Origin of the sequence: Mordavella massiliensis (assembly GCF_016902415.1) — a bacterium.
Lineage (GTDB): Bacteria > Bacillota > Clostridia > Lachnospirales > Lachnospiraceae > Merdimonas > Merdimonas faecigallinarum.
Genome location: NZ_JACJLV010000067.1, coordinates 1 through 7,966, shown reverse-complemented (window position 1 = coordinate 7,966; position 7,966 = coordinate 1). Strand labels below are relative to the sequence as shown.

Sequence of the window (7,966 nt, the reverse complement as noted above, 5' to 3'; positions counted from 1 at the left end):
TCATGGGACACTATTAAGTATGTAAAAAACTTAATATTAAAGAATTAATGAAAGAGATAATAAAATATCTATCTTATCAAAGAGCGTAAGTATTAATTTGGTTCAAAAAAATAAAGGAGAAAGATAATATGAGAATGATGAAAAATAAGGAAAATCAGATAATTACAGTGATTGGTGTGGATCACGGATATGGAAACATGAAAACAGCCTGCAGATGTTTTCAGGCAGGTGTAACCAGATATGAAAAGGAGCCTACCTTCCAGAATAACCTTCTGGTTTATCAAGGAGTGTATTACCAGATTGGAGAAGAACACAAGGAGTTTCGGGCAGAAAAAACGGAGGATGAGGACTATTACATCCTTACACTTGCGGCCGTTGCCAGTGAGTTGGAAAGTAAAGGGGTGGATCAGGCGAAAGTACATCTGGCTGCCGGACTTCCGCTGACATGGGTGAGCAGTCAGAAAGAAACTTTCCGTGATTATCTGCTTCAGAATGCAGTGGTGGATTTTGTGTTTCGTGGAAAAGCTTATCATGTGGAGTTTATCGGGGCAGATATTTTTCCACAGGGATTTGCAGCTGTCGCATATCATCTGCAGGAATTTAAGGGAATCAATATGCTGGCGGATATCGGAAATGGGACAATGAATATCATGTATATCAACAATTCGCGACCGGTAGAAAAGAAATGTTTTACTGAAAAATATGGGACCCATCAATGCGTGCTGGCTGTCAGGGAACAGTTATTAAGGCGGATGGGAGCAGTAGTGGACGATCTGGTCATTGAGCAGGTGATCCGAAAAGGAACGGCAGATATCGGGGAAAAATATCTGGATGTTATGAAAGCGGCTGCAAAAGATTATACAGCAGAAATTTTTCGGAAACTGAGGGAACACGAATATAATCCGGAATTAATGCGGCTGTATGTAGTCGGGGGCGGTGGCTGTATGATCGAAAACTTTGGAGATTATGTCAGGAACCGGGTAACCATTATCCATGATATTTGTGCAGCGACAAAAGGTTATGAGATGCTGGCAGTCAGAAAAATTCAGAAGAACGGAGGCAGACTGATATGAGCATGAGAAAAGAACGGAAGATCATCAATACAAATATCCGCCTGAATTTGCTGGATGAGGCAGACCGTCAGGCCTGGGAGTATTTACAGACCATGAACAGGAAAAAGTATAAATCCTATACACGGGCGGTAGTAGCTGCTGTGAATGATTATTTTGGTCGGGAATATGAGAAGGAAGAAGATCCTTACCTGGAGACTCGGGAAAAGGAAGATGCGTTTCTGAGACAGGTGCAGAACGCTATCAAAGAAGGGGTAAAAGAATCGGTTCCTATGTTACTTGCGAAAAATCTCATGGAGCTGCTGTATCCGTATATGAATGGCGTCGGACAGCCGTTTATGCAAGAAAAAGAAGAAGCTGGTTTTGCTTTTGATTCGGTGGACAGGGAGCAGGAAGAAAATGCAGATGTGGCATTGGATTTTGCAGACAGTTTTTAAAATAAAAAAAGAGCAGAAAAACTGCCCGGAACGAGAATCCGGGCAGAATCTATTGATTTCCATCCTTTTTACGGGGGTAGGGGCGCTTGTCATCTGTCAGTTCAAGCAGATAATCAACGCTGGTTTTATGAAATTTGGCCAGTTTGATCAGGATTTGTGTGGGAATGTCTACATCGCCACATTCATAATTACTGTAAATACGCTGACTGCAATTTAAGATCTCGCCCATTTGTTTTTGCGTGAGATCACGATCTTCTCTTAGATTTCGGATTCTACTATACATTATTTTCACCTCATGGATTCATAATATCTTAGCGAAATATTCACTATTGATATTTAGCGAAAAAATCGCTAAACTTATTTTGGGGAGGTGTAAAGATGGGAATTAAAATGTGGAAAATTTTAAAAGGGATGTTTAGTACAGCTTTATTTTGCGGATATTTTTATGTACTATTCGTTAATCTTGTGTGCGGATTTTCCATGAGTGGAATAGAATCCAGATGGGATGTTTTGAAGGTGTTGGTTTGTGCCTTTCTTATGGCTGCAGGTCTTCCAGGGGTGATCTGGTATCAGCACCATCGTATTGAGAAATTGGAGAAAGAGTTGGAAGAGCTTCAGCACTTTTGAAAAGTGGATCTGCTTGGATGGAAGTTTAACAGAATTTGATGAATGGACAATTGAATAATAGCAGTAAAAGATCATAGCAGTTGAAACAATTTTCCGGGGAAAAAACGGTTATTGTTTTTAACTGCTATTTTTGTCCTTCGGTAGTGGAAAAGAGTGCGGTGAACAGTAGAGACTGGCAGGATGTACAAAAAGTACAGGCAGATATATCTGGGTAGGTGCCGGATACGGCACATGATTGTCCGGTACTGCGCACCGGAGTGGGATGCCCAAAAGACATTCCGGAAATAGAAATTCTTTGGAAAAGTGAGAACTTCCATTTCCTTCACATCCTTTTTGCATCCCACAAAACCACTGTCATCTTCCAGCCTTTCTTTTAGATGTGTGAAGGAAGGCAGAAGTAATCAGCACGTATGGAATGGCAGCAGATGACAGGCAAGTTTCGCAAAGTGGCAAGCCACTATGCACCGGAATCAGCCTAGGGGCTGTTCCTAAACTTGCCAGAGGACGCTGTCCCTTGGAACCCTGGCCGCCAATGCTATGAAGTTCTGTTCCTGAAATGTCCACCGGACATTCCATTCACAGATTCATAGATTGACTAGGGCTTTGCCCTGCACCCACCAAAGGGGAAGATTTCATTTCCCCTTATGGAATCCCCTCGTAGTTGGAAGTGCATGAAAATAACAGTGCAGATTATGGAAGGAGTGAAAGGATTATGAGAAAAAGAAATCATACCGTTACGATACGGATGAATGAGAAAGAATATGCCCTGCTTCAGCAAAAGATCAAAGCATCGGGGCAGACACAGCAGGCAGTGATACTTGCTGCAATTGAAAATGTGGATCTAATGTCAGCGGAGGTAAAAGAGGAATTGAATGTATTAAATCAAAGGCTTGGGGAAACAAACCGTCTGCTGCGAGGTGCAACAACCAATATCAACCAGATCGCACATCATATGAATGCCGGCGGCTTTTATCCCAGAGCAGATGTGCTGAACAGTCTCAGTGAAAACATATCGGGGTATCGGAAGGAGTGTGAAACGATATGGCGATCAATAAGACAATTAATAAGCGGACAAATTCCCATGGGGCAATGAGAAACTGTATTGAGTATATCCTGCGGGAGGGAAAAACGGAGCAGCACCTTGTTCATATCATTGGGCCGTATCCGTATGAAAAAGTAAATTATGATCTGGTATATCAGTCATTTTTAGCGGAAAAACGATTATGGGGGAAGGATTCCGGTCGGATGTATTCCCATAATGTGATTTCCTGGCATAAAGATGAGAAGATCACACCTGAGCAGGCTTTGGAATTTGGAATAGAATTTGCTGAAAAATGGTTTGCCGGTTTTCAGACAGTTGTCAGTGTTCACAAGGATAAAGACCATATTCACTGCCATATAGTTACCAATTCTGTAAGCTACGTAAATGGGAAAAAACTGCATAATTCCAGAAAAGATTTGGAACATATGAAGCAGCTGACGAATCGGATGTGCCGAGAACGTGGACTCACCATAGCGGAAAAAGGCAAGCATTTTGATGGCAGTCAGATTGAGAACGGGGAAGTGATCGCATGGAGTAAAGACAAATACAATCTGTTTCGTAACCATGCAAAGGATAGTTATGTGGCGGATTGTGCCATGGCTGTGCTGAATGTGATGGAGTATTGCACCAGCCGGGAGCAATTTATCAGAGAAATGAAGAATGCAGGCTGGAGCGTGAATTGGACAGATAAAAGAAAGCATATCACGTTTCAGAATCAGGAAGGGAAGAAGGTACGTGACAGCAACCTTTCTAAGACTTTTTATTTAAAAATCAGTAAGGGGGAATTAGAGGATGAATTTATCAGAAATGAACAAAAAGAAAACCGTGGTATCCTCGGAGATGACACAGTTGATGTCGATCTCAAACGATACTATCGACAAGTGGAAGAAGCTGTCGCAGGAACAGGCGGAGGCCCTGTCGAAAGTGACTGCAGAGAGGGACGAGTTGTTGAAAGCCCAGACAAAAGATCGAGAATTGATACAGAAATGTATGGAACGAATCGGAGAGTTTCGAGAAGGGATTCGGAGTCTCTCATCCGAAAGTCTGAAGCTGCAAGACGAGCTTCAGAAGTTAACCGAGGAAAATCAGAAACTGCAAATCGAATTGTCCAGAACGCAGAATATCAGTCAGTCTCTGCAGAGAAGCAACGACGATCTGCGGAACAGGAACGGATTGCTGAGCAGGAAAGAGCAAGAGCAGCTCGAAGAAAGAATAAAAGACGTTCAGGCCCGGAACTCTAAACTGGAAAAGATGGTGGTACAGTCTTCTGTAGATGCAGTAGAAGAAGCACAGAAAAAACAGAGGGCTGCTGAGAAGAAAAAAAGAATTGCGGAGAATCAGGTAAAGGAAGTAAAGAAGAATGCCGAGAATGAGGTAAGAGTAATCACAACTCAGATAAAAAAGAGATGAGAATGGTAAAGTCAAAAGAAAAATTTTGGAAATATGCTTTTGGGATTATATTTAGTCTGGTGATAATAAGGTTTTTACTCTTCATATAATTTTGATAGAGTAGTTTGTTTTTGTGTACCAGTCATAAAATTATTACTTGAGGTGATATTTTTTACAAAAGTAATTTCGAGAACTCAAAAGATTTTGTGGTAAAAGTGAAAATGATGGTATATAATGTTAATTAGCGTTATAAGTTGTTTTGATATGGAAAATTGGAGGAAAACAACATGACAGAAGTTCAGATAAAAATTACGTATAAACCGTTATGGAAAATGCTTATTGATCGAGAAATGAGTAAGACTGATTTGCGGAAAAAGACACGGATTGCCCCGAGTACATTTACGAAAATGAATAACGATCAGCAAGTATCAATGGATGTGCTGGCTCGAATTTGTGTAGCATTGAATTGTGGATTTGATGATATTGTGCAGATAGAATCTGTAAATAATAGATAGTCTAATAGACTTAAAGATGGGGAATCCAGAAAGGAAATCATTATGTTACCGGAAGAAAAAGCACGTGTAAAAATTGATAAACAGTTAAGAAATGCTGGTTGGGATATCGTATCAAGAAATGAATATTTGCCTAACAGTACAGTAGCAGTAAAGGAAGCTTTGATGGTTGGCAATACAGAGAGCGATTATCTTCTGTTTATTGAAGGAAAGGCGATTGCTGTAATAGAGGCAAAAAGAGAAGAAAATCCATTGGGTGACGAAGTGAAGAAACAAGTGGAAAACTATGCAGTTTCTCCACAAGCGTGGTACGCATTATGGTTTGAAAAACTTATTCCCTTGGTGTATATGGCAAATGGAAATAAGATATATTTTAAAAATATGCTGAATCAAAATAGTAGATATGAAGAGTTATCAAAGATGCATTCTCCAAAGAAGATGCTTCAAATAGTACAAAAGAAATCTGAATACGGAGCACTTCCATTACTAGAAAAGCGTGGATTACGTGATTGTCAGTATAAAGCAGAACTTGAATTTGAAGAGTCATTAAAACATGGTAAAAAAAAGAATTTAGCAGTTCTTGCAACTGGTTCAGGTAAGACTTATCTTGCTTGTTTGGCTTCTTATAGATTGTTAAATTATACATCTACGAGAAGAATTTTATTCCTTGTAGATCGTAATAATTTGGCAAGACAGACAGAGATAGAGTTTAGCTTATTTGATAAAACAGAGAAACAGCAGAAGATGGGGGTATTGTATAGCATCAATCGCTTGAAAAAAGAGACGGATATCAAAAGCGATATTGTTATTTCTACTATTCAGAAATTGTTTGCAGTACTTACGGGGCAGGCTATCCAGGATGGTAATGAGGATGTTGAGGACGAAATAATAAAAAATGATGAAGAAAAAGATAGCAATGACATTATTGAACTTGGCGATAATTTGCAGCTTCCCTCAGATTACTTTCAATTTATCATCGTGGATGAATGCCATAGATCGATTTATGGTAAGTGGAAAAAGGTATTAGACTATTTTTCTAGTGCCACTGTATTGGGGCTTACAGCAACGCCTACACCGGAAGCTTATGCATTTTTTAATAATAACATTATTGAACAATATACTTATGATGATTCAGTTGTTGATGGAGTAAATGTTCCTCCTAGAATTTATAGAATCATTACGGATATAACTGCTCATGTTGGAACGATTGAAAGAGGTTCAAAGGTTGGAGAAACAGCCAAAAGAACTGGAAAATTTGAAACTCACACGGTACAGACGACAGTGGAATACGGTTCCGTAGAACTTGATAGGTCTGTCGTTAATAAAAATCAGATAAAAGAAGTATTGATGGCATATAAAAGAGCCATATATGAGGATTTATATCCAGAACGTGAAAAAAAGTGGGAGTACATACCTAAAACACTTATTTTCGCAAAAGATGATAATCACGCAACTGAAATTGTAGATATTGCGAAGGAAGTATTTAAGACAGAATTTGATAATGATGAGTTGCCGGAGAATTTTGTACAGAAAATTACATATTCGGCGGGGAACTCGAATGTGCTTATCAGGGATTTAAGGACTGAGAAAGATTTTAGAATAGCGGTAACAGTTACTTTAGTTGCGACGGGAACAGATATTAAGCCTTTGGAAGTAGTTTTGTTTATGAAAGATGTTCATTCAGATGTTCTTTATACACAGATGAAGGGGAGAGGATGCCGTGTTATTAGTGATGATAAATTAAAAGAAGTCACTCCAAACGCAGATACCAAGGAATGTTATTACATCGTAGATGCAGTTGGAGTGACAGAATCGGAAAAGCATATTCCAAAGCCGAGTCTTGGATCAGGTTCTAATAAACATTTATCACTTGAGCATGTGCTTGAAAGACTTGCACATAATGAATTGAGCGATGATAATCTTATCCTTCTCAGAGACTACTGTTCAACGATCAATCGACGATATGAGGAAAGTGTTCTTTTTGGTAGACATTTAGATTATTTTGTCACTAATTATGGTTTTACACCAAGAAAGCTTGCAAATGATATTACTTCAGCGCTTGTAGAGGGAACGTTGATGGAATATGTAAGTCCATCTCATGATAATACCGCAAGAAGAGCGCTTGTGTATTGTTTGATTGGTAATCTACAGGCAAGAAATAAATTACTTGAAATGCAGAGAGGTTATATGATTGAAAGTGATGATAAGGATCAAGTTCTCTATGCTGGGTTTTCAAAGGAATCAGCAAAGACATATATTGAGAATTTTGAAAAATATTTGGAAGAGCATAAGGATGACATAGAAGCCCTTCGTATTATTTATAATTCTGAGGATACGATCATCACTCATGATATGCTTATGGAACTTAGGGACAGATTGCTTTCTGAAAGTAGACAATACGGTGTTTATCAGATATGGAAGAATTACAAGTTGCTAGATGAGCAGGGTGATGTGGAGATACTTGATGGTAAGGCGAATGTAAATGTCCTTACTAATCTAATTCAGATTGTGCGCTATGCATATAAGAAAAATCAAAAGCTTACAAGTCTTATTAATGGATATGCACAGAGATTTAGTTTGTATTGTGGTCGTGCGCAACGTGTCCTTACAGAAGATCAAAAGGATATCATGAAACAGATTGCAGAATATATCATTAATGATGGAGCAATTTCTGCTATGGAATTGAATGAGACAGATACAGAATTATGGAAGAGAGCAGTTAAAAGTTTTGGCGGAGTAACATTGGCAAGTGAAATTCAGACGCTTGCAAAATTTATATTGAAGGTGACAAACTATAAATAGTCAAGAGGTTTATAGATTTTTTCTCTGTAAAAAAAGGGTAACTTTAATAGACCATCTGAATACATCGTATTTCAGATGGAACAAAGT

Annotated in this window: 9 protein-coding genes; 8 read left to right on the top strand and 1 reads right to left on the bottom strand. The window is 38.9% G+C overall.

From position 1 onward, the window contains the following. The first annotated feature begins 128 nt into the window (after window positions 1-128). Window positions 129-1,073 (top strand): ParM/StbA family protein, encoded by a 945-nt coding sequence (locus tag H6A13_RS12160; RefSeq protein WP_204909819.1) that lies wholly within the window; start codon window positions 129-131, stop codon window positions 1,071-1,073. Further along, complete coding sequence (locus tag H6A13_RS12155) at window positions 1,070-1,507, top strand: hypothetical protein (RefSeq protein ID WP_243424793.1); 438 nt, start codon at window positions 1,070-1,072, stop codon at window positions 1,505-1,507. Before H6A13_RS12160 ends, H6A13_RS12155 begins: the two co-directional genes overlap by 4 nt. A 49-nt stretch (window positions 1,508-1,556) precedes the next feature. Here the strand turns inward: H6A13_RS12155 and H6A13_RS12150 are convergent, their stop codons facing one another. Then, a complete protein-coding gene (locus H6A13_RS12150; RefSeq protein ID WP_055220643.1) occupies window positions 1,557-1,790 on the bottom strand; it encodes a helix-turn-helix domain-containing protein in 234 nt (77 codons plus the stop codon). A gap of 95 nt (window positions 1,791-1,885) precedes the next feature. Here H6A13_RS12150 and H6A13_RS12145 point away from each other — a divergent pair, with 95 nt between their 5' ends. From H6A13_RS12145 to H6A13_RS12120, 6 genes are all read left to right on the top strand, one after another. Next, window positions 1,886-2,134, top strand: coding sequence for a hypothetical protein (locus H6A13_RS12145; RefSeq protein WP_204909818.1), 249 nt, complete (start codon window positions 1,886-1,888; stop codon window positions 2,132-2,134). Window positions 2,135-2,846: 712 nt separating this feature from the next. Further along, complete coding sequence (locus H6A13_RS12140) at window positions 2,847-3,227, top strand: plasmid mobilization protein (RefSeq protein WP_204909817.1); 381 nt, start codon at window positions 2,847-2,849, stop codon at window positions 3,225-3,227. Further along, the gene (locus tag H6A13_RS12135) at window positions 3,176-4,417 is read left to right on the top strand and encodes a relaxase/mobilization nuclease domain-containing protein (protein WP_204909816.1); all 1,242 of its coding nucleotides are present in this window, start codon (window positions 3,176-3,178) and stop codon (window positions 4,415-4,417) included. Before H6A13_RS12140 ends, H6A13_RS12135 begins: the two co-directional genes overlap by 52 nt. Then, window positions 4,350-4,586, top strand: coding sequence for a hypothetical protein (locus H6A13_RS12130; protein WP_204909815.1), 237 nt, complete (start codon window positions 4,350-4,352; stop codon window positions 4,584-4,586). The genes H6A13_RS12135 and H6A13_RS12130 overlap by 68 nt, the downstream gene beginning before the upstream one ends. 266 nt (window positions 4,587-4,852) lie before the next feature. Next, entirely contained in the window at window positions 4,853-5,080 is a 228-nt protein-coding gene (locus H6A13_RS12125; RefSeq protein WP_204909814.1) for a helix-turn-helix domain-containing protein, read from the top strand. A gap of 42 nt (window positions 5,081-5,122) precedes the next feature. Then, a complete protein-coding gene (locus tag H6A13_RS12120; RefSeq protein ID WP_204909813.1) occupies window positions 5,123-7,879 on the top strand; it encodes a type I restriction endonuclease subunit R in 2,757 nt (918 codons plus the stop codon). Window positions 7,880-7,966 lie beyond the last annotated feature (87 nt).

Bases quoted from the DNA above. Each gene is read 5' to 3' on its own strand.
- H6A13_RS12125 (WP_204909814.1), top strand. From the start codon at position 4,853: ATGACAGAAGTTCAGATAAAAATTACGTATAAACCGTTATGGAAAATG.
- H6A13_RS12140 (WP_204909817.1), top strand. From the start codon at position 2,847: ATGAGAAAAAGAAATCATACCGTTACGATACGGATGAATGAGAAAGAA.
- H6A13_RS12150 (WP_055220643.1), bottom strand. From the start codon at position 1,790: ATGTATAGTAGAATCCGAAATCTAAGAGAAGATCGTGATCTCACGCAA.
- H6A13_RS12135 (WP_204909816.1), top strand. From the start codon at position 3,176: ATGGCGATCAATAAGACAATTAATAAGCGGACAAATTCCCATGGGGCA.
- H6A13_RS12120 (WP_204909813.1), top strand. From the start codon at position 5,123: ATGTTACCGGAAGAAAAAGCACGTGTAAAAATTGATAAACAGTTAAGA.
- H6A13_RS12160 (WP_204909819.1), top strand. From the start codon at position 129: ATGAGAATGATGAAAAATAAGGAAAATCAGATAATTACAGTGATTGGT.
- H6A13_RS12155 (WP_243424793.1), top strand. From the start codon at position 1,070: ATGAGCATGAGAAAAGAACGGAAGATCATCAATACAAATATCCGCCTG.
- H6A13_RS12145 (WP_204909818.1), top strand. From the start codon at position 1,886: ATGGGAATTAAAATGTGGAAAATTTTAAAAGGGATGTTTAGTACAGCT.